Source organism: Klebsiella sp. 64 (genome assembly GCF_018223915.1).
GTDB classification, from domain to species: Bacteria; Pseudomonadota; Gammaproteobacteria; order Enterobacterales; family Enterobacteriaceae; genus Klebsiella; species Klebsiella pneumoniae.
On record NZ_JAGRQZ010000020.1, the window covers coordinates 116,907 to 138,578 of the forward strand.

21 protein-coding genes are annotated in these 21,672 nt (G+C 55.7%); 9 read left to right on the top strand and 12 right to left on the bottom strand.

Annotated elements, in window-relative coordinates:
* Window positions 1-9: 9 nt before the first annotated feature.
* A complete protein-coding gene (locus KHQ23_RS16060) occupies window positions 10-357 on the bottom strand; it encodes a DUF883 domain-containing protein (protein WP_002914293.1) in 348 nt (115 codons plus the stop codon).
* A gap of 149 nt (window positions 358-506) precedes the next feature.
* On the opposite strand from KHQ23_RS16060, the gene KHQ23_RS16065 reads away from it, so the two are divergent.
* A complete protein-coding gene (locus KHQ23_RS16065; RefSeq protein WP_002914291.1) occupies window positions 507-869 on the top strand; it encodes a DUF2002 family protein in 363 nt (120 codons plus the stop codon).
* A gap of 85 nt (window positions 870-954) precedes the next feature.
* On the opposite strand, the gene alaE is transcribed toward KHQ23_RS16065, so the two are convergent.
* Complete coding sequence (alaE, locus tag KHQ23_RS16070; protein ID WP_002914289.1) at window positions 955-1,404, bottom strand: L-alanine exporter AlaE; 450 nt, start codon at window positions 1,402-1,404, stop codon at window positions 955-957.
* 728 nt (window positions 1,405-2,132) lie between these two features.
* On the opposite strand from alaE, the gene stpA reads away from it, so the two are divergent.
* Window positions 2,133-2,534 (top strand): DNA-binding protein StpA, encoded by a 402-nt coding sequence (gene stpA, locus KHQ23_RS16075; protein WP_002914287.1) that lies wholly within the window; start codon window positions 2,133-2,135, stop codon window positions 2,532-2,534.
* Between the two features lie 72 nt (window positions 2,535-2,606).
* On the opposite strand, the gene KHQ23_RS16080 is transcribed toward stpA, so the two are convergent.
* Window positions 2,607-2,786: a hypothetical protein gene (locus KHQ23_RS16080; protein WP_002914284.1), complete on the bottom strand. Its 180-nt coding sequence runs from the start codon at window positions 2,784-2,786 to the stop codon at window positions 2,607-2,609.
* Window positions 2,787-2,991: 205 nt separating this feature from the next.
* Here KHQ23_RS16080 and lpxO point away from each other — a divergent pair, with 205 nt between their 5' ends.
* Window positions 2,992-3,894, top strand: a complete 903-nt coding sequence (gene lpxO / locus KHQ23_RS16085) for a lipid A hydroxylase LpxO (protein ID WP_002914281.1) — start codon at window positions 2,992-2,994, stop codon at window positions 3,892-3,894.
* Here the strand turns inward: lpxO and KHQ23_RS16090 are convergent.
* From KHQ23_RS16090 to KHQ23_RS16100, 3 genes are all read right to left on the bottom strand, one after another.
* A complete protein-coding gene (locus tag KHQ23_RS16090) occupies window positions 3,875-4,420 on the bottom strand; it encodes a rhodanese family protein (RefSeq protein WP_032434954.1) in 546 nt (181 codons plus the stop codon). The two genes, lpxO and KHQ23_RS16090, sit on opposite strands and share 20 nt — an antisense overlap.
* 7 nt (window positions 4,421-4,427) lie before the next feature.
* Complete coding sequence (locus KHQ23_RS16095) at window positions 4,428-4,727, bottom strand: helix-turn-helix transcriptional regulator (protein WP_002914277.1); 300 nt, start codon at window positions 4,725-4,727, stop codon at window positions 4,428-4,430.
* 75 nt (window positions 4,728-4,802) lie between these two features.
* Window positions 4,803-5,408 carry an FMN-dependent NADH-azoreductase gene (locus KHQ23_RS16100; protein WP_004212889.1) on the bottom strand — a complete coding sequence of 202 codons (606 nt, stop codon included), beginning with the start codon at window positions 5,406-5,408 and terminating at the stop codon, window positions 4,803-4,805.
* Between the two features lie 103 nt (window positions 5,409-5,511).
* Between KHQ23_RS16100 and KHQ23_RS16105 the strand changes: the two genes are divergently transcribed.
* On the top strand, window positions 5,512-6,420 hold the full coding sequence (locus KHQ23_RS16105; RefSeq protein ID WP_032434952.1) for a LysR family transcriptional regulator: 909 nt from the start codon (window positions 5,512-5,514) through the stop codon (window positions 6,418-6,420).
* 82 nt (window positions 6,421-6,502) lie between these two features.
* Here the strand turns inward: KHQ23_RS16105 and KHQ23_RS16110 are convergent, their stop codons facing one another.
* Window positions 6,503-8,290, bottom strand: a complete 1,788-nt coding sequence (locus KHQ23_RS16110) for a sigma-54-dependent Fis family transcriptional regulator (RefSeq protein WP_032434950.1) — start codon at window positions 8,288-8,290, stop codon at window positions 6,503-6,505.
* Window positions 8,291-8,554: 264 nt separating this feature from the next.
* Between KHQ23_RS16110 and KHQ23_RS16115 the strand changes: the two genes are divergently transcribed.
* The 5 genes from KHQ23_RS16115 (at window position 8,555) to KHQ23_RS16135 (ending at window position 15,909) form a co-directional block, all read left to right on the top strand.
* Entirely contained in the window at window positions 8,555-10,075 is a 1,521-nt protein-coding gene (locus KHQ23_RS16115) for an aldehyde dehydrogenase family protein (protein WP_004174747.1), read from the top strand.
* Between the two features lie 701 nt (window positions 10,076-10,776).
* Window positions 10,777-11,358 carry a fimbrial protein gene (locus tag KHQ23_RS16120; protein ID WP_004145710.1) on the top strand — a complete coding sequence of 194 codons (582 nt, stop codon included), beginning with the start codon at window positions 10,777-10,779 and terminating at the stop codon, window positions 11,356-11,358.
* A 194-nt stretch (window positions 11,359-11,552) separates the two neighbouring features.
* On the top strand, window positions 11,553-12,215 hold the full coding sequence (locus KHQ23_RS16125) for a molecular chaperone (RefSeq protein ID WP_032434948.1): 663 nt from the start codon (window positions 11,553-11,555) through the stop codon (window positions 12,213-12,215).
* 36 nt (window positions 12,216-12,251) lie between these two features.
* Window positions 12,252-14,807 (top strand): fimbria/pilus outer membrane usher protein, encoded by a 2,556-nt coding sequence (locus tag KHQ23_RS16130; protein WP_048280167.1) that lies wholly within the window; start codon window positions 12,252-12,254, stop codon window positions 14,805-14,807.
* Window positions 14,808-14,814: 7 nt separating this feature from the next.
* Window positions 14,815-15,909 carry a fimbrial protein gene (locus KHQ23_RS16135; RefSeq protein WP_009486160.1) on the top strand — a complete coding sequence of 365 codons (1,095 nt, stop codon included), beginning with the start codon at window positions 14,815-14,817 and terminating at the stop codon, window positions 15,907-15,909.
* A 12-nt stretch (window positions 15,910-15,921) separates the two neighbouring features.
* On the opposite strand, the gene KHQ23_RS16140 is transcribed toward KHQ23_RS16135, so the two are convergent.
* From KHQ23_RS16140 to KHQ23_RS16160, 5 genes are all read right to left on the bottom strand, one after another.
* Complete coding sequence (locus tag KHQ23_RS16140) at window positions 15,922-16,950, bottom strand: fimbrial protein (RefSeq protein ID WP_004212899.1); 1,029 nt, start codon at window positions 16,948-16,950, stop codon at window positions 15,922-15,924.
* A 2-nt stretch (window positions 16,951-16,952) separates the two neighbouring features.
* A complete protein-coding gene (locus tag KHQ23_RS16145) occupies window positions 16,953-19,490 on the bottom strand; it encodes a fimbria/pilus outer membrane usher protein (protein ID WP_032434945.1) in 2,538 nt (845 codons plus the stop codon).
* A gap of 29 nt (window positions 19,491-19,519) precedes the next feature.
* Window positions 19,520-20,188 carry a molecular chaperone gene (locus KHQ23_RS16150; protein WP_009486158.1) on the bottom strand — a complete coding sequence of 223 codons (669 nt, stop codon included), beginning with the start codon at window positions 20,186-20,188 and terminating at the stop codon, window positions 19,520-19,522.
* A gap of 41 nt (window positions 20,189-20,229) precedes the next feature.
* On the bottom strand, window positions 20,230-20,778 hold the full coding sequence (locus tag KHQ23_RS16155) for a fimbrial protein (RefSeq protein WP_032434944.1): 549 nt from the start codon (window positions 20,776-20,778) through the stop codon (window positions 20,230-20,232).
* A gap of 103 nt (window positions 20,779-20,881) precedes the next feature.
* The gene (locus KHQ23_RS16160; RefSeq protein ID WP_015958850.1) at window positions 20,882-21,499 is read right to left on the bottom strand and encodes a LuxR C-terminal-related transcriptional regulator; all 618 of its coding nucleotides are present in this window, start codon (window positions 21,497-21,499) and stop codon (window positions 20,882-20,884) included.
* Window positions 21,500-21,672 lie beyond the last annotated feature (173 nt).

Sequence of the window (21,672 nt, forward strand, 5' to 3'; positions counted from 1 at the left end):
CTTAAGCTATTATCGACGTAAATTGAGCAATACGCCAATAAATACCCCGACGGCGGCGGCGGCGCCCACACTGTGCCACGGTTTATTGCGCACGTAGGTATCGGCACAGCCCAGCGCATCGCACGCTGCCTGGCGCGCATCCAGCGCCGCCTGCTGCACCCGGTTGTGGCCATTAAGGCGGGCACGAGTCTCTTTTAACAGCGACTGCGCTTTGACACGCGCCGCTTCCGCTTCCTCTTTGGCGTCACTGCCCCATGATTTCAGCACCTCTTCCAGCGTATCCGCTAATTGGCTGACATCGTTATGAATATCTTCGGCGTTCTCGTCAAAATTGTTGCGGTTCACATGGTTAGCCATCGTTATCTCCCTTAATTCCATCGAGTGAGTAAGTGTAGGACAAGATTTTGAATTATGCTTACTGTTGTGGTTTCTGGAATTTTCCGAAAGCACTGTCCTTAATGAATAAGGTAAGGTCAATGTGCGGTAAAAGATAACGAGGAATCAGTATGTATTTAAGACCCGATGAGGTGGCGCGTGTTCTTGAAAAAGCCGGCTTCACCATGGATGTTGTGACGCAAAAAGCGTACGGCTATCGCCGCGGCGATAATTATGTTTATGTGAACCGCGAAGCGCGCATGGGGCGAACAGCGTTAGTTATTCATCCGGCGTTAAAAGAGCGCAGCAATATGCTGGCCGAACCGGCTTCAGATATCAAAACCTGTGATCATTATGAACAGTTTCCGCTGTATTTAGCCGGGGATGCGCAACAACATTATGGTATTCCGCATGGATTTAGCTCACGCATGGCGCTTGAGCGTTTTCTGAATGGGCTATTTGGCGAAGCCCAGCCGGCAATGTCGACGAATTAATACGCCGATAGGCATTTAAGGATCCAGGCGAGGCGGGCTGGCGGGAAGAGGCGACTGGCAGAGCCAGTCGCTGCTAACGCGTTGGTCAGGCCTTCGCCTGCTGATAGGGCGCCACGCGGAACAGGCGGCGGCAATAGTCGAGGAAGTAGCCGTAGGCGGCGCCCATCATCATCGATACCGCCAGGTTCGAGCTCACCGCGGCGACAATCTGGTGCCAGTCAGCACCCACGCTCCACAGAATAGCGACATACACCGGCGACTGAAAGGTGACGTAGGCCAGCACGTCGGCCATATTTTTCATCCACCTGGCCGGGCTGATGCGCCGGGCCTGACGCATGGCGAAATCGCGATATATCCCATAGGGTACGGCAATAATAATGTTGACCGGGATCGCCACCAGACGCGACGATAACGACTGCTCAAACGTCATACCAGAGAGAAAAATTTCGATCATCATGTTGACGACGGTGCAGTAAACCACCATCGCAAAGGTGTCTGCAACCGCATGCCGCAAGCGGGAGTGCGCAGAGAACATCGGAGTGCTCCTCGAAAATGAAGTCATTAACGCCGAAAAATGCGCGTTGGTATAGCGTTTTTGGGCTGCCTGTTTTGATGTGAGTAGAGTATATCTCTGCATTAAAAGTGGCAACTAGCTATAAATTTTTATTTATCGCCTTTTTGTCGATAAAATACTCTGCGCTGGTTTGTTTTTTGTTCGTTACGCTACTTTTATTCCTGTTTTTGAAAATATCAATATTTATCAATGAGTTAATCTTGATTGCGAAATCGAGACTGGCCGAGGGAACGGCGCCTGATAGCCAACCATGGCGCAACATCACGCGAGTGTGTGATTCCGCTCTCTTTTAGGATTTTTTATGCCGTAAGTCGCGTTTTTATGGTGAAAAATTCTGAATTGCGAATTGTTGTTTTATTCCCATTGTCTGATTAACTATTCACTGCAGCCAAAGGTATGTATCAGTGCGGCCACGTATGAACAGTAGGTAACCCGCTGACTATAAAGCTAATATTCCTGGCGAGAACGGTGGTTTTTCCCGTCATTCTGCCTTTTTTATTTATTCACTCTCTTTTTTGCCTGTGCTTATGAAAAAGGCTCAGATATTTGCCAATATAGCTTCAGGGGATAACCGCTAATATCCACCTTATATATTTATCTGGACAACCGAAGGCTGGAAATAAATAAACGTTTCTATTACACTTGCCGCGTTGTATCTTTTAATTTGCTATTTGGAATTTTTTAATTTTATGTCTTCAATGTTACACAAACTGAATAATATCCGTTCACTGCGTGCCCTGTCCCGTGAATTCTCCATTGACGTGCTTGAAGAGATGCTGGAAAAGCTCAGGATCGTCACTGAAGAAAAACGTACGCAACAGCAGCAGGCAGCTCAGCAGCAGGCTGAATATCAGGAGAAAGTGAATACCTGGCTTGAACTGATGCGCGCCGACGGTATTTCTCCTGACGAGCTGGTGGCCGATATTCAGCCGCCAAAGGCGGGAGGCAAAAAGCGTCAACCGCGCCCGGCGAAATATCGTTATACCGATCATACTGGCGCAGAGAAAACCTGGACCGGACAGGGAAGAATGCCGAAGCCGATTGCCGAGGCTGTCGCCCAGGGTAAATCGCTGGATAGCTTTTTAATTTAACGCCTTCGGGCCAGCGCCAGCCCGGTGGTGAGAGACCCACCGGCCTGGCCTTACGACTTTAAGCGAGGGGCTTTAGCAGACGCCGAAGTCTCCCTCTTCCTGATACGGCGTGACCTCGTCCGACTTCAGCGAATAGCGCTCTCCCTGCTCCTGTGCGGCCTGAACCACCACCAGTTGCTCCCCTTGCACTTCCACCACTTTCAGTTTTGGTCCGCCCGCTCGGGGTTGTACCAGATCGCCGACAGCAAACATAATTCACTCCTCACTGTTAACACCATGGATAAACCTAAACCATAGCTCAACGCCCGCTCACTGAACACCGGGCGTGCTGTTTTTTGTTAAAACAATTTGGAGTTATATGTATTAACATTGTTAATGTTTTGCTGGCGCCATACCGCTGCTGAGAAAGGGGGACGGCGAGGGTAGGGTTACCACCAATCAGGTCAGGAAAGACACCATGAAGTATATCATTCTGTTGATCATTGTTATTGCTGTACTGTATGTCCATTACCGCGGACGGGTGCGCTATCGTTTCTGGCGGCAGCTCTCCGACCATTCCACATTTACCGCGCCGCTGAATGGATTTATGTATTTATTTTCCCGCGTGCCGAATACGCCTTATCTGCGGCCGGAGATGTTTCCCGAGCTGGCGATATTGCAGCAAAACTGGCAGGTTATTCGCGACGAAGGTCTCCACCTTCAGCAGCTGGAGCAGATTAAAGCGGCCGATAAATATAACGATGCCGGGTTTAACTCATTTTTCAAAACCGGCTGGAAACGCTTTTATCTGAAATGGTATGAGGATGCCCATCCTTCCGCCAGCCAGCTCTGTCCGCAAACTACCGCGCTGCTGCGCGATATCCCGTCGGTGAAAGCGGCCATGTTTGCCACTCTGCCGGACGGTAGCCGTCTGCCGCGCCATCGTGACCCCTACGCCGGCTCGCTACGCTTTCATCTGGGCCTGGCAACGCCGAACGATGACCGCTGCTTTATCGAGGTGGATGGCCAGCGTTACAGTTGGCGCGATGGAGAAGGCGTGCTGTTTGACGAGACCTATATCCACTATGCGGAAAATACCAGTGGTGAGAATCGCCTGATTCTGTTCTGCGATATTGAACGGCCGATGCGCTACCGCTGGGCGCAGAAAGTTAACCACTGGCTGGGACGCCATCTGATGAGCGCCGCTTCGGCGCCCAACGATATCGGCGATCGCACCGGCGGGATTAACCGGGCGTTTCGCTATATTTACCAGATCCGCATTGTTGGTAAGCGGTTGAAAAAATGGAATAAGACGGTCTATTACATCGTCAAATGGCTGCTCTTCGGCGGCATTGCCTGGCTTATCTGGAGCGCGTTTTAACCCCCTGGCGCCGGTTCCACGGCATGGTCGCCAGCAGACGCGCCATGCCGCAAAAGCCGGTTACGCCGGCGAAGGTGAGCCCGGCGCCGACCGCGCCGCTGAGCAGGAAAAAGCCGCCGTTAACGGTATAGCCCAGCAGCACCCCCAGTAAAATCAGGACGCCAGCGGCAATTTGCACCTGGCGCATCAGCGGCAGCGGCTGCGATGAATCTTCCACTACCGGCAACCCCGCGGCTTTCCACGCCTGAATTCCTCCTGCCAGCAGGCATGGCTGCGCCGGCGCGGCGGCCGCGGCCAGACGAATCGCATTATTCTGCGTCCGGGAACCCGCCTGGCAGTGAAAGATGACCGTCTCTCCGGCCCGGGCATTGATGGGCGCACCGCTGGTCAGAGTGGCGAGCGGCACCAGCTCGGCATCGGGGATATGTTCGCGCGCATATTCATCCGCATCGCGGATATCAATCAGTCTGGCGCCCTGGGCAATCTGCGCCTGGGCCTCGGCGGGAGTTAAGGTGGCGATGGTCATAGGATCCTCACGGGCAATAGAGCGTTTTCAGCGTATTGATCACCTGCTGTACCGCAGGGTGGGTGATGAAATAGTGGATACGCTGGGCGTCGCGCTCGCTGTCGATCAGCCCCTCGTCACGCATCCGCGCGAGGTGTTGCGAGGTGGCGGAGGGGCTCAGCCCTGTAGCCCGGGCGAGTTCGCCGGCGCTGGCCCTGGGCGCATCGCACAGCATGCACAGGATCAGCAATCGGTGAGGATTGCTCATCGCTTTCATCAGCGCGGCGGCTTCTCCGGCGCGGGCCTGCAGGTCTTCAGGTGTGGTCATTTATTTTAGCTTTGTCTAAATTTAGATAACTCTAAAATAAAAAGGCCGCCAGCGCCAGCACAATTTCTCCACGACTCAGGCCGGAACGGCGAGCCGGGCAATCTGCGCCCGGGCGCTGGCGATCCCGGCGTCGCGACCATGCGGGCGATTGTCCAGCCCTTCGGCATAGATAAATTCCACCTCCTGGATCCCCATCAGCCCCAGTACCGCGCGCAGATAGGGCGTGACGGCGTCGGTAGTTTCTCCCTGGTGAATACCGCCGCGGCTGCTGACGACCACCGCCCGGACGCCCTCCACCAGCCCCTGCGGCCAGCTCTCGGTGTAGCGAAAGGTTTCCCGCGCCCGCGCCACGAGGTCGAACCATTTTTTTAGATCGGTCGGGACGTTGAGGTTATACATCGGCGCGCCGATCACCAGCAGGTCGCTGGCCTTTAACTCGGCGATAAGCTGGTCGGAGAGGGCGACCGCCTCGCGGATAGCAGGCTGCGGATCCACTGCCCCGCGCAGGGCGGCGAACAGGGGGCGATCCAGCGTTGGCAGCGCCATGGCGCTGAGATCGTGTTCGGTGAGCCGATCGCCGTGTCCCGCCGCCTGGCGCGCCGCGAGAAATTCGTTAATCAACTGATTGGTCAGGGATGTTTCGCCATTAATGCTGGATTTTAAAACCAGAACGTTAGCCATGATGAGTGCCTCAAATGAAAGATAGAAGCAAAGACTAACACTGTCTTTTTTGTCTCAGGAGTGACATTATTTTTCCCTATTGTATCCCGTAAGGAACCAATCTGTGCGCGACGATCTGAATGCGATCCCGGTATTTGTCACCGTGGTCGAGAGCGGCAACTTTGCCAGCGCGGCGGCGATCCTCCATGTGACGCGTTCGGCGGTGGGAAAAACCATTGCCCGGCTGGAAGCGCGTCTCGGCGTGGCGTTATTCCAGCGTACCACCCGACGGCAACTGCTGACGGAAGAGGGGGAGCAATTCTATCTCCAGTGCCGGGAAGCGCTGGAGCGCATCCGCGAGGCCGAAGAGACGCTGCAGCGCGGCAAAGATGAGGTGCAGGGGCGGCTGCGGGTGTCGCTGCCGGTGCTGTTTGGCCAGCGCTGCGTGGCACCGCTGCTGTTCCGCCTCAGCCAGCGCTATCCGTTACTGAAGCTCGAGCTCCACTACAGCGACCGACAGGTCAATCTGCTGGAGGAGGGGTTTGATCTTGCGGTGCGTATCGGGAGCCTGGCCGATACCGGGTCGCTGCGGGCCCGGGCGCTGGGAGAGCATGGCATGGTGCTGTGCGCGGCGGCGGAGTACCTGCGCCAGCAGCCAGCGCCGCAGACTATTGCCGGGTTGAACGAGCACCGTACCCTCGGCTATCTGCACAACGGCCAGCTGCAAAAATGGCAACTGTATGACCCGCAGCAGGGCGAAGTGCGCTTCAGTCCGCAGACGTGGCTGATACAGGATGATTTTGCCGCCATCGCGGCGGCAGTGCAGCAGGGGATGGGCATCGCCTGGCTGCCGGACTGGCTGGTGGCGCAGGCGCTTGCCGATGGGACATTGCAGCAGGTGTTGGCGCCCAGCGCTCAGGTGCGTTTCGCCATCCACGCGGTATGGCCGGAGGGGCCGTGGCTGCCGCAAAAAACGCAGGCGGCGATCGATGCCCTGCGGGAAGGGCTACCTCTTACCGCAACACCTGGTTAGCGCAGAGAGAAATAACCGCCATCTATGGCGGCGGAGGTTTTCCGACAGCGTGCAAGCTACCGGCGCGCTTTACGCCATAGCCTCAGCGACGAGGCCGTCCGGCACGGGCGGCACGGCGGTACAACGTGCTGCGGGCGATACCCAGTATCTGCGCCGCCCGGCTGACGTTGCCGTTGACCCTGGCCAGGGTATCGACAATCAACTGCTCATCATGGGCCTGCAATCCCCCGCGCGGCAACGGCGCAGGCGCGGCGCGATACGCCTCCGGCAGCGCGTCGGGCGTCAGCGTGTCGCCCTCATCGGCGAGAGCCAGCATTACCTTCAGGACGCTCTGCAGCTGGCGTACGTTTCCCGGCCACGGCAGCTGGCTGAGGTGAACCAGCAGCGCATTTGAAAGCGTCACCCGGCGTGAAGCACCGCCCAGGTCGTACCACAGGGTGGCGATAAAGGTTTCCAGCGCCGGCCACTCGCGCAGCGGAGGCAGCGCCAGGGCGTATTCCCGGAGGCGCCACAGCAGATCTTCACGGAATTCTCCGGCGCTGACCCGCTGGGTCAGGTTGCGGTGGGTGGCGCAGATCAAGGCGAAATTCACCGGCACGCTGCGGCTGGCGCCCAGCGGAGCGACCTCTTTCTCCTGCAGGACGCGCAGGAGGCGGGTCTGCAGCGCCAGCGGCATATCGCCGATCTCATCAAGAAACAGCACCCCGCCGTCAGCCTCGCGGATTTTACCGATATAGCCATTTTTGCTGGCGCCGGTAAACGCCCCCGGCTGGTAGCCGAAGAGCTCGGATTCGATCAGCGATTCCGGAATGGCGGCGCAGTTAATGGCGACAAATTTACCGCTGCGCCAGCGGCTGTGCCGGTGCAACGTGCGGCTGACATACTCTTTGCCGCTGCCGGTTTCTCCTTCAATGCACAGGGCGATGCCGGCGTTGAGCAGCCGCAGCAGCTTTTCGCCTTCGCGCGGACTGGTAAAGGGGAGATGCATGGCCGGCGGGGCGCTTACCGCCACCCGGCGGCGGGTGGGCTCCCGCAGGCGATAGTGGTAGCGGCCCTGCGGCGTGGTCAGTGGCAGCGGGACGCTGACCGCCGTTTGCGTCAGCGTCGGAAAAAGCGAGGCAAAGGTGAGCTGGCCAAACTGCGCCGCGCTCAGGCCGAACTCGCGCATCGCCAGCCGGTTGCCGGCGGTGAGGACGTTGTCGGAAAAGACCAGCAGCAGCTCCTCGACGCTGTCGAGTTTGTCCACCTGCCGGTGCAGGCTCATCAGCCACTGCTCAGGATGCAGACTCTGTTTCACCCACAGATATTCAATTTGCTTTGCCGCCGCTTTTACCCAGCCAAAGGTGTACTGGTGGGGAAAATTCGCCGGGCCGGAGATATCCAGCACCCCGGCGATGCTTCCGTCCGGTCGCTGGAGCGGCATCGCTGCGCAGTACAGATTCTGGTTGCGGGTAAGAAAGTGCTGGCGGCCATCGATCTCGCAGCCATCGTCAATCGCCAGCGCGGTGCCGATGGCGTTGGTCCCGCGCCCGCTTTCACTCCACAGATTGCCGGGAGCCAGCGCCACGCGCTGGGCCTTTTGCAGCGCCTGGGTATCGCCGAGAGTATGCAGCACCAGGCCGTCGGGGTCGGAAAGGATCACCACCGACTGCAGGTCTGCGACCTGGCGCGACAGGGCTTCCACCACCGGCTGCGCCAGCTGCTGCAGGCCGCGGTGGCTGGCGAGCCGGTCCGCCAGCTCGCCGGCGCCGAGGCGGGGAAAATCCTCGGTGGCGGGATCCAGCCCGTAGCGCTGGCAGCGAGACCACGAATCGCTCAGCAGGGGATTCGCATTAACCTCTGGTGCGAGAAGAAAGGGATTGCCTGCCACAGGGCACCTCTGGGTCGATGTTGCTGTGTTGCAATATTGTAGCCATTTGGTTTATTTGGTGTTGCGATTTGCAACACATAAGTGGAAACCCGTGCGACAGTGGCTGACCATCTGCTCGGTTAGTGAAGGCAACGTATTAATAAATAAAAAATATTTAAAGAAAATAAAAAACTGGCATAACCCCTGCAAAGTGAGAAGCGTTCGGCGGCAAATTTAAAAAATCAATATGCCGCTGCGTCTCAACCCTACAGAAGGAGATTTGCGATGCGTTATGCACATCCTGGCCAGCCCGGCGCCGTGGTTTCATTTAAATCGGCTTACGGCAACTTTATTGACGGTAGATTTGTCGAGCCGCTGAGCGGTGAATTCTTTATGAATACTTCGCCGGTCGACGGCAGCAACATTGCGCAGTTTCCCCGCTCGGATGCCAGAGACATTGACTTCGCCCTCGACGCCGCCCATCGCGCGGCGCCGGCGTGGGGTAAAACCTCAGTGCAACAGCGCTCCAGGCTGCTGCTGCAGGTCGCCGATCGTATTGAACAGCATCTGGAATATCTGGCGGTGGCGGAGAGCTGGGACAATGGGAAACCGATCCGCGAAACCCTGAATGCCGACCTGCCGCTGGCGGTGGATCATTTTCGCTACTTCGCCGGCTGCCTGCGCGCTCAGGAGGGAAGCACCGCCGAGATTGACGAAACCACGGTGGCCTATCATTTCCATGAACCGCTGGGGGTGGTCGGGCAGATTATCCCGTGGAACTTCCCGCTGCTGATGGCCGCGTGGAAGCTGGCCCCGGCCCTGGCGGCGGGGAACTGCGTGGTGCTCAAACCGGCGGAACAGACGCCGCTAAGCATTACCCTGCTGCTGGAGCTGATCGGCGATCTGTTCCCGGCCGGGGTGCTTAACGTGGTGCAGGGTTTCGGCAAAGAGGCGGGCGAGGCGCTGGCCACCAGCAAGCGTATCGCCAAGCTGGCGTTTACCGGCTCCACGCCGGTCGGGCGGCATATTCTCGCCTGCGCGGCGGAAAATATTATCCCCTGCACCGTCGAGCTGGGGGGGAAATCGCCCAACATCTACTTCGCCGACGTGATGGACGGAGAAGAGGAATTTATTGAGAAGGCGGTGGAGGGGCTGGTGCTCGGCTTCTTCAACCAGGGTGAGGTCTGTACCTGCCCGTCGCGGGCGCTGATCCATGAATCCATCTATGAGCCCTTTATGGCACGGGTCATGGAGAAGGTGGCGCAGATCCGCCGCGGCGATCCGTTAGATACCGACACCATGATCGGCGCTCAGGCTTCCCGCCAGCAGTTCGACAAGATCCTCTCCTATATTCAGATTGCCCGGGAAGAGGGTGGGCAAATTCTGACCGGCGGCGAGCGGGCGGCTATCGCGCCGGCGCTGGATAATGGTTTTTATATTCAGCCCACGCTGATTAAAGGTCGCAACGATATGCGCTCCTTCCAGGAGGAGATCTTTGGGCCGGTGATCGGGGTGACCACCTTTAAGGACGAAGCGGAAGCGCTGGCTATCGCCAATGAGACCCAGTTTGGTCTCGGCGCCGGGGTGTGGACGCGGGATACCAACCTCGCCTATCGCATGGGTCGCGGCATTAAAGCCGGTCGCGTGTGGACCAACTGCTATCATGTCTACCCGGCGCATGCGGCGTTCGGCGGCTATAAACAGTCCGGCGTCGGTCGGGAAACGCACAAGATGGCGCTGGATGCCTATCAGCAAACCAAAAACCTGCTGGTGAGCTACGGCACCGCGCCGCTGGGCCTGTTCTGAAGTCCATCTCATTTCTGACCGATCCTCAGTCCGCAATCCATTCGGGTTGCGGATTTTTTTTAACTTCAAAATAACCATTCGAAGAGGGTGGTTATTTTGCCGGCGGCAGCGCCCATGTATTTATGTCACTTATGTATTGGCTTTCACTTGAAAATAAAAACACTTCCATAATAAGGGATTAGCGGGTGGAGGTGGCGCACCCTGGCGTCGTTTGTGTAGAAATTATGAATATTAATACCAGGAAAATTCCTAATTTTTGTGTACGCTCTGACGAGCGCACAATAAAACAAGACGAATTTTTGAACAATTGTCTTTAAATTTGTTAATTGAATTGATCTGTTGTTGTTTAAAAGTATTTGAATTTCTTTTGTATAGATATGTAAATTAACATTGAAAAGCCATTCCAAAAATTAAATATATGGCGAACATAGCTATTAACTTATAGTTAACATCTCCCCGGGTTGCCTTTTGATACTTCGGGTAATATATTTATTTCGCACATCAAAATAACTCTTTTTTCTTCTGTTTGTTATTCATGGCCATCTATTGGTGAAATAAGGCAGAGTAGAGGGGGATGTGCCTAATATCCTGCGGAAGGAACGCAACGTACATTTACAGGGAGGAGCTGACGAGCCGTTTCGCGATAGCTTTGGGGCTATTGTCGATGATGGAAAATATGTTCGTTAACGATGAGATAAATAATGAAAAAACAACCTCGCTTTATAACCATCCTCATAGGAGCGCTGCTTTCTGGCGTAGCCTTGCAGGCTACCGCGGCCAACACTATCAATCCTGACTCGGGCACCAGTTCGGAAGGCGCCGGCGGGCAGGTCATCTTCAATGGGTCAATCACCGACAGCTCTTGCAACGTCGATAGTAGTTCTAATGGCCAGAAGGTTGATCTGGGCAAATGGGCCAGCAACTATTTTACCGGCACTGGTTTTGAAACCACCAAAACCCCCTTCCATATCAAAGTGAAAGATTGCCCGGCCAGCGTGACTACGGTCGCCGTGCTGTTTGACGGGGCGCGCGATCAGTCTGATAACTCCCTGCTGGCCATCAACGGCGGCGCCAGCGGCGTAGCGATTAAGCTGTATGAGCACGATCGGTCGACGGCTGTCAGCCTCGGTAAAACGTCAGCCAAACAGACGGTCACTCCGGGTACCAGCGGCGGCACCGGCTCTGCCGACCTCGAGTTTTACGCCGACTATATCTCCACCGCGGCGACCGTGACGGCAGGTAAAGCCGACGGTACAGCTAATTTCAATATGATTTATAACTGATCTAATTGCGCGTTATTCAGAGTCAGCCCACTGCGTCTTGATTAATTACAGATAGCTAATGTGTTAATTGTCATGAAGTCACGAAATATATTCGTGACGGTATAGTTGTTTTTGCTAATTATCCCGTCGAGTACTGGCTCTGTTATTCACTGCTTTATTTTGTTGTCTGTTCAACTTTTACCTGATGGTAAGTCATGATGAAGAAAATAATTGCCGTTGCGGCTTTTCTGCTGTGCACCACGGCAGCGCAGGCCGGTATTGTCATGGGTGGAACCCGTGTGATTTATCAGGAAGGGAAGCGTGAAGCCGCTATTTCAGTCACCAATGCCGATACCCATACGCCCTATCTGGTGCAGTCGTGGGTGGAAAATTACGCGGAAAACGATAAGGCCAGGGTGCCCTTCATTGTAACGCCGCCCTTGTTCCGTCTCGATCCGGAGCAAAATAACGTTCTGCGGATTAACTTTATTGGCGCCTCGCTGCCCCGCGACCGTGAATCGGTCTTCTGGCTGAACGTCAAAAGTATCGCCCCGACGCCTCAGGGCGAGGTGAATAAGCTGCAGGTGAATATTAAATCGAAATTCAAAATCTTCTATCGCCCCAACAACCTGGCGGGCGACCCGGCAAAGGCCTGGCAGCAGCTGAAGTTTAGCCAGTCCGGCGGTCGGCTGACGGTGATAAATCCCACTCCCTACTTCGTCTCTTTTTACGCCGTCGAAGTGGGCGGGCAAAGCATCGACGATCCCGGCATGGTGGCTCCCTTCGGCGAGAAAACGTGGCCGGTGAGCGGGCACGGCACCGTCAAATGGCGGGCGATTAACGACTACGGCGGCGTCAGCGATTTCGCCCAGCAGTAATTCCCCTTTTTGATGAGCTTACCGGACGGCGCCAGCATGAAAAGAATAACAACAGCCAGGGTGCGGGAGTATGCCTTGTTGCCCGTTACCGCCGGGCGGGCGGTGGCGCTGGCGACGGTGCCGACGATGATGTTTTGTCTCAGTCCGTTGAGCCGGGCGATGGCCGACGACTATTTTGACCCGGCGGCGCTGGAGTTTGCTGACCCGCAGCAGCAAACCTCCGATCTCCACTACTTCGCCAAACCCGGCGGCCAGCAGCCGGGGACTTATCCTGTCACCGTGGTGGTTAATGACCAGGAGCTGGGTCAGGCTGATATCACGTTTGTTGACGATGGCGGGCAGCTGCGCCCGGTGCTGACGCCCGGTCAGCTGGCGGAGTATGGCGTCAACGTCAGCGCGTTTCCCGCCTTTCAAGCGCTGCATGAAGGCGAAACCTTCACCCGGATCGAGAAGTTTATTCCCGACGCCAGCAGTCGGTTCAGCTTCGCTAACCAGCGCCTGACGCTGAGTATTCCCCAGGCGGCGATGAACGTGCAAAGCCGCGGCTATGTCGATCCGTCGCGCTGGGACGATGGCGTGCCGGCCGCGTTTGTCGATTACTATTTTTCCGGCGCGCAAATAAAGAACGCCGACGAAGGGGAGAGCAGCCGCTCAAACTATCTCAATTTACGCAGCGGCCTCAACCTGGGCGCCTGGCGACTGCGCAACATCTCCTCAATGCAGTATGACCAGCAGCGCCGGCACTGGGATACCCAGAGCACCTGGCTGCAGCGCGATGTCCGCTCGCTGAAGAGCTTGCTGCGGATCGGCGATACCTATACCACCGGCGATGTGTTTGACAGCATACAGTTTCGCGGCGTCCAGCTGATGTCTGACGATGAAATGCTCCCGGACAGCCAGCGCGGCTTTGCCCCAACCATTCGTGGCGTGGCGCACAGCAATGCCAAAGTGACCGTCTCTCAGCACGGGTATGTGATCTACGAGACCTTTGTGTCGCCGGGGGCGTTCGCCATCAGCGATCTCTACCCCACCTCGCAGAGCGGCGATCTGGAGGTGAAGGTGACCGAGAGCAATGGCGCGGTGCGTACCTTTACCCAGCCCTATTCCGCGGTGCCATATATGCTGCGCGAAGGGCGCGGCAAATTCAGTCTCAGCGCCGGCCGCTACCACTCCGGGGGGGAGTCGGTGCGCTCGCCGGAATTTCTGCAGGGCACTTTGTTCTACGGTTTGACGGCGGGATTCACCCTCTACGGTGGTACGCAGCTGGCCCGGGACTATCAGGCGTGGGCGCTGGGCCTGGGCCGCGGTTTTGGCGAGTTCGGATCGCTGGGAGGGGATGTCACCCAGGCCGTCACCCGTACGCCGTCGGGCAAGCGCTATACGGGCCATTCGCTGCGCGCTCAGTATCAGAAAAATTTTGTCAGCTCGGGCACTGCGTTCAGCCTCGCCAGCTATCGCTACTCGTCAAGCGGCTATTACGATTTTGCCGAAGCCAGCGCCCTCGAAAGCGCCCAGGGGCAAGTAGACAACCGGCGTCGCCGGGAAGAGATGTCGGTGTCGCAAAGCCTTGGTGGCCTGGGCAGTCTGGCGGTTTCCGCCTGGTCCCAGGAGTACTGGCATCGGCAGAGTCGGGATGAGACGGTGCACCTTGGGTTCTACAGCGCCTGGAAAGGGATCTCCTGGGGCGTGGGCTATTACTACACCCGCGCCAGCGGCCAGCAAAAAAATGACCGCTCCTGGTCATTCAATATCAATATTCCGCTGGGTGGTCCGCTGTCCGACAGCGCGGTGAGCTACAACACCACCTCGGACAGCAATGGCTATACCTCGCAGCAGATGTCGCTGTATGGCGCGGTGCCGACGCGGCCAAATCTGTTCTACTCGGTTCAGCAAGGTTATGGCAACCAGGGACGAGGCAGCAACAGCAGCGCCTCCCTGGACTACCACGGCGGCTTCGGCAACGCCCAGATCGGCTATCGCCATGACGCCGCCAGCAACCAGTTGACCTGGGGAGGCGCCGGCTCGGTGGTCGCGCATCCGCACGGCGTCACCTTCGGCCAGACGGTGGGTGAGAGCTTCGCCATCGTCCGGGCGCCGGGGGCCGCCGGCGTGGCGGTGCAAAACGGCAACAATGTGCACACCGACTGGCGCGGCTATGCCGTGGTGCCCTCCCTGACCGCCTACCGGAAAAATGTCATTACCCTCGATACGGAGTCGATGGCCGACGACACCGACGTCGACCAGCAGGGGCAGACCGTGATCCCCGGCGGCGGCGCGGTGGTGATGGCCAACTACCAGACCCACATTGGCAACCGGGTGCTGTTTACCCTGCGCAATGCCCAGGGGCCGCTACCGTTTGGCGCCAGTGCGCGGCTGATCGAGGAGGAGGAGAGCGGCAATCCGCCGGGCGGCATGGTGGCCGACGGCGGCCAGGTGTATCTCAGCGGCGTGCCGCAGGAGGGAACCCTGGCGGTGAGTTGGATCGTCAACAACCAGTCGCAGAGCTGCACGCTGCATTTTCATCTTCCGGATAACCCACAGCAGAGTCTGAATACGGTGAAAACCGTCTCCGGACTGTGCCAGACACGCTGAGGCGGCAATGAAATCTGTTTTTCGTCTACTTCCTTTCCTCTTTCTGCTGGGGCTGAGCGCCTATCTTCCCGGCGTGCGGGCTGAAACCTGCCGCGCAAATATCGGCCAGACCACGGTCAATATTCCTAATATCAAGTATTTACCCACGCTGCCGGTCAATACCCAGATGACCAGCGCGATGGCGGATAATGGCAGCGGGATCCCTTTTTCCTGCGACCTGCAGCTGCCGACGGCGAGCGCCAAACGCATCGTCTATAAGCAGCTGAAAACCGGCGGCTCGCCGATGGTGATTAACGGACAGCATGTCTACCCCAGCGCTATCGACGGCATTGGTTACGCCCTCAGCTTCCAGTGCGCCGGCGGCCCGATGCGTGCCATCGATGGCAGCCACTCCGCCGGCGGCGAGTCGGTGGTGATATGCGACAGTGCGACGCTCCCGGCGCTGATGACGCAGCAGCAAACCACGGTGAGGATTGCGGTAACCTTCTATAAAACCGGAACGGTGCAACTGGCGGACGGGACGCATACCAACTCGCCGCCGCTGCCGCAGGTGGGGGAGATGACCATTGAACAGCAGACCAGCGCAAGCGCCAGCTTTGTCGCCAGCGCGCCGGTCAGCATCGATATCGCCGCCCTGAATGTGGACATTGGCAGCAGCGGCAGCTGCCAGGTAGCGACATCGACGATCCAGGTCAGTCTGGGTACGGTTAACCGGGGGGAGTTTCATGGCAAAGGGACTACCGGCGGCCAGGCGAAGCGCTTTTCGATTCCGGTCTTCTGTCCGACGCCGACCGACGTGCGCATCGGCTTTTTCGGCGTCAGCGTGGAGAGCGATACCCTGGCCCTGAGCCAGGCCAGCAACAGCGCCAGCGGCGTCGGCGTGAAGCTGACCTACGGCAATAACCCCGGTGCGGCAGTGCCCGACGGCACCAGCGTTAAGATCAACGAGGCCAGCAACTTGCCGATCCTGAAAAGGGTGACCGGCGCCAGCGCCGGGACCGCCGAGGCGATCAATTTCAACGCCCAGTATGTGCAGACTGACGCCACGGTGGGAGCCGGTACGGCCAACAGCATGGTGACTTTCGCCCTGGAGTATAACTAGCCTGGGGCGGCGTTATTCAAAGGTCACGGTGATTTTGGCGGTCGCGGAAAAAGGCCCCAGCTTCGGCGTTCTCGACAACCAGAGCAGCCCCGCCGTATAGGTGCTCGCGAGGGTCGCGCCCGTTGCCAGCTTAAAGTGAATCGGAGCATTCATCTCAATAAGGGGATGCATGCTGGCGTTTGGCGAGATGGCAATGCCGAAGCCGCTGTCGGGCTGCGGCAAAATAATGGCGCTCTCCTGTATCGTATTAGTGGTGCTAAACGTAGCAAGCATAGGTTCGGTCCCGCAATCACTGCCGTTACCCTGCTTGACCAGACCATAGGTGACGGTAAAGGGGCGTGTTTTTTCATAGTAGCCCGGTCGGGCGTTACCGGCAGGAATATCGCCAAAGTTAATTTCGCTTGGCGAAATAGATACCGTGGGGACGCAGGCCATTGTTCTGATACGGTTCAGGCCGGTAATGAAAAGATTATAGTTGGCGCCAGCGGTGCCGTTGCGTAGACCGCCTTGGCCATCTACCTGAAAAAGCGACAATTTTAGGTTATCGTCTATTTTACCTTCCCCGGTCACTCTGCGGCCCGTCGAGATGATATAGACCTGGTAAACCAGGCTGAATGTCTGCCCAATGGCCGGGGACTTACAGGTATTCCCGCTTTTATCACACAGCGTCGCCGGGCCAATCTCCACCGATTTTTTATTTTGTAGCAGATAGTCGATGCCGTTGTAAGTAATGCCTACCTGGATAAAGTCGGGCAAGCTGCTGGCTTTATTTTCCGGATCCAGCCAGAAATAGGCGCTTTCACCGTTCGGAAAATTATCGGTATCTTCGCAACTGAAGGTGGCGGTAATAGGGCTGGAGACCCATATCTTTTTATTGGCAATAAGCTCGCTGCTGGAGACTTTAATGATGCTCTCGATATTCACGACTTCGCTGATCGTGGACGAGGTGGTCTTGCAGGTCAGCGCCTGCGCCGGGAAGGCGCTCAGCATGAACAGAACGGAAAGCCATGTCAGAAATAACGTATCGCTAAGTCGGCGCATAATTACCTCGAGGGGGTTACTGTGCAGATTAAGGATAATTCACGCCAGGCCGTCGCCTGCTGAGGCTCCTGGCGCAGTTCGGGCAGGGTGATTTCGCAGCTTTGCTGGTGCGTTTCGCCCCATTTCATCTGCAGCTTTTCGCCTGAATCGACTCCGCTGACATAGACATCTCCTCCCGGGCCGACCAGACCATTGCTGATCCCACTGGCGCGATAGAGCTCGGCGCCCAATGGTGGATAGCTGCCGTCGGCGAGGGTGGTGTGGATCAGCACGCTATATCCCCGGAACGTATCAAAGCGCACCCGGGTAATTGCCCCGCGGGTAGGCACGGTATCCGCCACTGCGTTAGGGACATCAAGAAAGGCATCGAAGTCCTGAGGGTTGAGCGCGACAGAATTGACCCGATAGGGAACGCTTTGTGGTACGACAGCGTAGCCGAAGGGATCGATGCGCACGCCGGTCTGATTCTCTATCCCTACCCCCTGAGCGTCTTTGGCCTCCACCAGCGCAAAGGTTGAGCCCAGCGGTTGCGAGAGGGTAACGCCGCCGCGGTGTGCCACCACGCCGCCGCTCAGATTCAGACTCGCCTGACGATGGTTTTTGCTGTAGGCGTAGCCGGTATACAGATTACCGTACTGGCCGAGATAACCCAGGCTGGCGCTGTTGGTGCTATGGCTGGTGTCATCATAGGCGCTGGTGACGGCCCAGCTCAGGCGATCATCATCGAGCAGCGTGCCGTTTACCCCAGCCTGCCCGGACGTGCCAGACGATTTACTGTGGGCGAGGGTAAATGCGGTATTGATCCGGCGGTTTTCTTGCAGAGTAAAAGGGATGGAAACGCGCAGTGTGATGCTATTGTCGTCATGGGTGAAGTGGCTACGCGTATTCTGATAGTACAGACCATAGTTCACGTTATGGATAGTGCTGTTAAAGCCCGCCTGCAGCGAGATATCGCTTCCTGAGCTATTCCAGTAATTTTGCTGGCTGAAGTTAAGGAAGAAAGCGCTGTTCTTACCGAGAGTTTGCCGGGCAGAAATATCAAAGCGATGCTTTTTATTATAAAACCAGGACGTGTAATAGTGTTGGGGAGCGCTTGCCTGCCAGCTTTCGTCTTCGTCAGAGGGCCAGTAATCATTTTCGTACAGGCCATTGTGCCAGCGTCGACGCTCGTTAACCGCATCGCTGAGGCTATAATAACCTGCGGTTGAGTAACGGTAGCCCGCGATTTGAAAGTCGGTCTTGCTCGACAAAAAGGATTTAGCATACAGAAAACGCACGCTCCCTCCCTGCTTGCGCTGGCCATTCGCCAGCGTCGTTCCCGCCAGCGTATAGTCGGCTGAGAGGGCGCCAATCTCCCCCAGATTGCTACCGACGCCAAAGGCGCCGGCGCGATAGTTCTCCGCGGCAAGGGCGCCACCGTACAGTGTGAAGGTATTATTCAGGCCATAAGAGAGCGAGCTTTGCATCAGGGCGGGAGCATAGCCGTCAGCGCCGTCATGATACTTACCCGCCGACAGCTGATAATTCCATTGGCCTGCCCGCACCAGCTGTGGCAGGGTGGTGTAGGCGACAGTAAAAGTCGTCTGGCTACCGTCGGCTTCAATGACGGTCACGTAGAAATCACCGCTGCGGTTAACGGCGCTGATATCATTTAGCTCAAAGGGACCGGCTGGGACGTTCTCGCTGTAAATCAGATAGTTGTTCTGCCGAACTTCCACCCGAGCATTGCTGTTGGCCACACCGCGAATGACCGGCGCGAAGCCGGTCTGGCTGCTGGGGCGCATTTCGACATCGGTGCCAAGCTGTACGCCGCGAAACTGGACGCTATCGAAGACGCTGTTGTCGGTACTGGTCTGGCCGACGACAAGCCGGCTGCGCCAGGGAATGATGTTCGTTTCCGCCCAACTGGCGATGCTTTGCCACTTATCCGCCTGGCCGCTGAACTTATTCCAGTAGGCATTATTGCGCAATCGCCACGATGCAATATTGATCCCGCTGTTTAGCGAAAGATATTGATACTGGTGGCTGCCCCCGTCGCCATTATTGGCATCGGTAGAATAGCTGTAGTTGACGAAAGCAGCGTTAATACCTTCATCAAAGCGCATGGGGGAAACATAGTCACGGGGATAGTGCTCAATATATTGCTGAGGGATATGAATGATCAGCCGATGATTAGCGATATCCAGCTGTTGCTCTGCCTGGCGGATCGTCTGCGACAGCGCGAAACAGGGCTGGTGGTCATCGTCAATCTTTACTCCATAGCGGATATATTCCGCCGCGCTCAGGCAGGGGGCCAACCCGCCGTGTGCGCTATCCTCTGAGAAGCGAACGGGGCGACTGTCCACCAGCAGATCGTTAATGTAAATATTAACGTCATAGGTGCCCGGCATGACGTCGCCATCGCTGGCGACAAACTGATTAAAAGCCAGCGGGTCGATACCGTTCACAAACTGGGCATTATAGCGTTCCGCACTGTCTGCCGGTAACGTGATGGAGATTAACCATGCGCTGGCAAAATAGCGTAATTTACTATCGTCCATCACTCTATCTCCCTAAAGAGGTGCGACGTTTATTTTTTTATTGGAATATCAACAACGGCGCCGTAATCATTAATATATTTCATTTTATGCAAGCGCTGCATGCTGGCGATATTGACAGCGTGGTGACTGTACGGCAGCAACATAAAGTTTTTCAGAGGATAGATTTTGCCTTTGTTGTCGATCGCCTCGGCATTAATAACCGTAATATGCAGTGGACTGTTGTTAGTAAAAGATAACGTGTTAGCGCTTTGCTGCCACTGCAGATTTTCAACGGCTTTGGGCAGCGATGTGGCAATTCCTTGCGGGCGATAAAATAGTTTTAATCGAGTGCGAATTGCGAACTGCAGGATGTTATTTTCCTCAGGCGCAGGAGGGACCTCCTGAATATTAACCCAAAACAGACTTTCCCTGTCGGCAGGAAGACCGGTTCCTGAGTAAATAAAGCGCAGTTGTGCCGATTGCTCGGGGCGTAATTTGACCAGGGGCGGCGTTGCCACAATGGGTAAGCCGCTGCTGGGGGTCTCCGGACCCGTATCAAGCCAGGTCTGGACGATATAGTTTTTGCTGCTTCGGTTGTTAATTTTCAGACTGGCCGATTTATCTTTGCCCGAATAAATAACCCGTGAGGCATCGATGGTAATGGCCGCCTGGGTCTGAAAAGCCAAAGCGCCTATGATCACTGCCAGCAGCGTTTTCATATCTTACCCCTTATCCGCGTCGTGCCGTCCCTGGCCAGGCGTTATTGCTGTATAATGGTAAACCTGGCGGTCGCATTGCCGTCGCCAGCTTCGGCGTTGTCTTTATCCCAGGTATAGTAATAGGCTTTCAGGTTGAAGGTACCGGTGCCATCGGCATTGACCGTAATACGCGGGTCGACGTTGGGATCGAAAGGTTTATCGAGCGTGACCGGGGTATTATTGCGGTCGGTTAGCTTAATGCCGACTTTTTTAGCTGTAGGATTACCCGCATCGAGAGCCAGTACGTTAGTGATAGGCGCCTCGTTGGCTGAAGCACCGTCGAGCACAATATAGTACGTGCCCGCTTCACAATCTTTGACGCTAATATTGACCCCAACTTCTGGCCCGGTGCCATTGGTATCATTTTTTAATTTAGACAGCGGAACAGCGCCCATCTTAACTTCAATGAGACCCTTCTCATTGCCGCTTGCCAGTTTGCAAGTTGAGTTGACAATTGTACCTGAAAAATACAGCGTACCGTCCGCCGCGGAGGCATAGTGTGAGGTCAAGCCGACGAGTACCATTGCCAGGCAAAGTGATTTCATTTTCATAGCCAATTCCTTCTGTTGTGACCCTGGGAAGCTAATAGCCAGGCATACTCATTGACGCTGCATAAGCCGTTAGCTCTGTTGTTGTGATAGCCATAAAGCGAACTTATCCCCCCTCCAGGGAGTGGAGGAAATGATACAGGCCTGCAATATTGCGGACATTGAGTTTCTGGTAGATGTTTCTCCGATAGTGACTGATCATCATATTGCTAAGGTCGGTGGCCTGAGCAATTTTCTTATTATTTAAACCTGAGATGATATAGGGGAGAAGAGAGTCCTCCTGTTTCGTAAGTTTAATATTGACACGACTGTCCAGCGAGCTAATTGATTTTCTGAACACTTTAATACAGCGGTGATCAGACGCATTCTGTAAGTATTTCTGCAGTCGTTGGGTAACATCTATATAATCAAGCACGATCGTCGAAATAGAGTTTATGATAATGTTTTCGACTGGATCGGCAAGAATCTCACTTTTAACGACAAAAACGATATCGCCATGAATGATCTTTTTTTTACGATAGAGCAGTGCGGCTAATTGTTGAATGTCCGGGTGGCTATAGTCCACGATAATGGTTCTGGCTATGGTTAGACTTTTATCATTCACGTCAGAAATATTATCCAGAAACAATGTTTGACTATACCGACGTTGAGCACTCATGGTCATGTTAACCAGAGACCGGATGCCGTTAATAAAAAATTTATTGGCGGAAATGATAATAATCATAATGTATTTCCTTATACACTGCTTCTGTAACCAAGTATTACTGCTGGAGAGGAGGGGAGTAAATAAGATGATAAGCACGATCATTAGAAAAATCCTAACGAAAGTTGTTGCATGAAGTGTTTTTACTTATTAATCAGAGGGTTATAATTTAAGATTCAACTATTAACGCATAA

Bases quoted from the DNA above. Each gene is read 5' to 3' on its own strand.
- KHQ23_RS16160 (WP_015958850.1), bottom strand. From the start codon at position 21,499: ATGATTATTATCATTTCCGCCAATAAATTTTTTATTAACGGCATCCGG.
- KHQ23_RS16150 (WP_009486158.1), bottom strand. From the start codon at position 20,188: ATGAAAACGCTGCTGGCAGTGATCATAGGCGCTTTGGCTTTTCAGACC.
- KHQ23_RS16155 (WP_032434944.1), bottom strand. From the start codon at position 20,778: ATGAAAATGAAATCACTTTGCCTGGCAATGGTACTCGTCGGCTTGACC.
- KHQ23_RS16140 (WP_004212899.1), bottom strand. From the start codon at position 16,950: ATGCGCCGACTTAGCGATACGTTATTTCTGACATGGCTTTCCGTTCTG.
- stpA (WP_002914287.1), top strand. From the start codon at position 2,133: ATGTCTTCAATGTTACACAAACTGAATAATATCCGTTCACTGCGTGCC.
- KHQ23_RS16080 (WP_002914284.1), bottom strand. From the start codon at position 2,786: ATGTTTGCTGTCGGCGATCTGGTACAACCCCGAGCGGGCGGACCAAAA.
- alaE (WP_002914289.1), bottom strand. From the start codon at position 1,404: ATGTTCTCTGCGCACTCCCGCTTGCGGCATGCGGTTGCAGACACCTTT.
- KHQ23_RS16145 (WP_032434945.1), bottom strand. From the start codon at position 19,490: ATGGACGATAGTAAATTACGCTATTTTGCCAGCGCATGGTTAATCTCC.
- KHQ23_RS16065 (WP_002914291.1), top strand. From the start codon at position 507: ATGTATTTAAGACCCGATGAGGTGGCGCGTGTTCTTGAAAAAGCCGGC.
- KHQ23_RS16115 (WP_004174747.1), top strand. From the start codon at position 8,555: ATGCGTTATGCACATCCTGGCCAGCCCGGCGCCGTGGTTTCATTTAAA.
- KHQ23_RS16125 (WP_032434948.1), top strand. From the start codon at position 11,553: ATGATGAAGAAAATAATTGCCGTTGCGGCTTTTCTGCTGTGCACCACG.
- KHQ23_RS16120 (WP_004145710.1), top strand. From the start codon at position 10,777: ATGAAAAAACAACCTCGCTTTATAACCATCCTCATAGGAGCGCTGCTT.
- KHQ23_RS16090 (WP_032434954.1), bottom strand. From the start codon at position 4,420: ATGACCATCGCCACCTTAACTCCCGCCGAGGCCCAGGCGCAGATTGCC.
- lpxO (WP_002914281.1), top strand. From the start codon at position 2,992: ATGAAGTATATCATTCTGTTGATCATTGTTATTGCTGTACTGTATGTC.
- KHQ23_RS16130 (WP_048280167.1), top strand. From the start codon at position 12,252: ATGAAAAGAATAACAACAGCCAGGGTGCGGGAGTATGCCTTGTTGCCC.
- KHQ23_RS16135 (WP_009486160.1), top strand. From the start codon at position 14,815: ATGAAATCTGTTTTTCGTCTACTTCCTTTCCTCTTTCTGCTGGGGCTG.
- KHQ23_RS16060 (WP_002914293.1), bottom strand. From the start codon at position 357: ATGGCTAACCATGTGAACCGCAACAATTTTGACGAGAACGCCGAAGAT.
- KHQ23_RS16100 (WP_004212889.1), bottom strand. From the start codon at position 5,408: ATGGCTAACGTTCTGGTTTTAAAATCCAGCATTAATGGCGAAACATCC.
- KHQ23_RS16095 (WP_002914277.1), bottom strand. From the start codon at position 4,727: ATGACCACACCTGAAGACCTGCAGGCCCGCGCCGGAGAAGCCGCCGCG.